The organism is Bartonella sp. MR90HLJMH (assembly GCF_042194115.1).
GTDB lineage: Bacteria > Pseudomonadota > Alphaproteobacteria > Rhizobiales > Rhizobiaceae > Bartonella > Bartonella grahamii.
This window is the reverse complement of the sequence record NZ_JBHIMM010000035.1, coordinates 1-1,189: the sequence shown is the minus strand read 5'-3', so window position 1 is coordinate 1,189 and position 1,189 is coordinate 1. Positions and strand designations below refer to the sequence as shown.

General features: G+C 43.7%; 1 protein-coding gene. It reads right to left on the bottom strand.

What is annotated here, in order from left to right; all coding sequences use genetic code 11:
• Positions 1–12: 12 nt before the first annotated feature.
• Positions 13–1,188, bottom strand: a complete 1,176-nt coding sequence (gene tuf / locus ACFIJ9_RS08620) for an elongation factor Tu (RefSeq protein WP_012755022.1) — start codon at positions 1,186–1,188, stop codon at positions 13–15.
• Position 1,189 lies beyond the last annotated feature (1 nt).

Sequence of the window (1,189 nt, the reverse complement as noted above, 5' to 3'; positions counted from 1 at the left end):
AACAAGCATTATTTATTCAATGATCTTAGAGACGATACCGGCACCAACAGTACGACCACCTTCACGAATAGCAAAACGAAGCTTCTCTTCCATCGCTATCGGAACGATCAACGAAACATCCATGGCAACATTGTCGCCTGGCATAACCATTTCCGTTCCTTCTGGAAGCGTAACAATACCTGTAACATCCGTCGTACGGAAGTAAAACTGAGGACGATAATTCGTGAAAAATGGTGTATGACGTCCACCTTCATCTTTTGTCAAAATGTAAGCTTCTGCTTTAAAACGTGTATGAGGCGTAACAGATCCTGGCTTCGCCAATACTTGACCACGCTCAATCCCTTCACGGTCAACACCACGAAGCAGAGCTCCTATATTATCACCCGCTTGACCCTGATCTAAAAGTTTGCGGAACATTTCAACGCCTGTAACCGTCGTCTTAGACGTTGGACGAATACCGATAATCTCGATTTCCTCTCCAACTTTAATAACACCACGCTCAACACGACCCGTAACAACGGTTCCACGACCCGAAATCGAAAATACATCCTCTATCGGCATCAAAAATGGTTGATCAACAGGACGTTCAGGGGTTGGAATATAATTATCAACTTCACTCATTAAAAGACGAACAGCATCTTCACCAATGCTTTTATCCTTATCCTCAAGAGCTGCCAACGCAGAACCTTTAACAATTGGTATATCATCGCCTGGAAAATCATATTTGGATAAAAGTTCCCGAACCTCAAGCTCTACAAGCTCCAAAAGTTCTGCATCATCAACCTGATCAACTTTATTAAGAAAAACAACAATTGCTGGAACACCAACCTGACGCGCAAGCAAAATATGCTCACGTGTCTGAGGCATTGGACCATCAGCTGCTGAAACAACCAAAATAGCACCATCCATCTGTGCTGCCCCTGTGATCATGTTCTTCACATAATCAGCGTGTCCTGGACAATCAACGTGCGCATAGTGACGATTTTCCGTTTCATACTCAACGTGCGCTGTAGAAATAGTAATTCCACGTGCGCGTTCCTCTGGGGCAGCATCAATTTGATCATAGGCTTTAAATTCACCAAAATATTTCGTAATCGCTGCTGTCAACGAGGTCTTCCCATGATCAACGTGACCAATCGTACCAATATTAACATGCGGTTTTGTTCGTTCAAACTTGCTCTTCGCCATC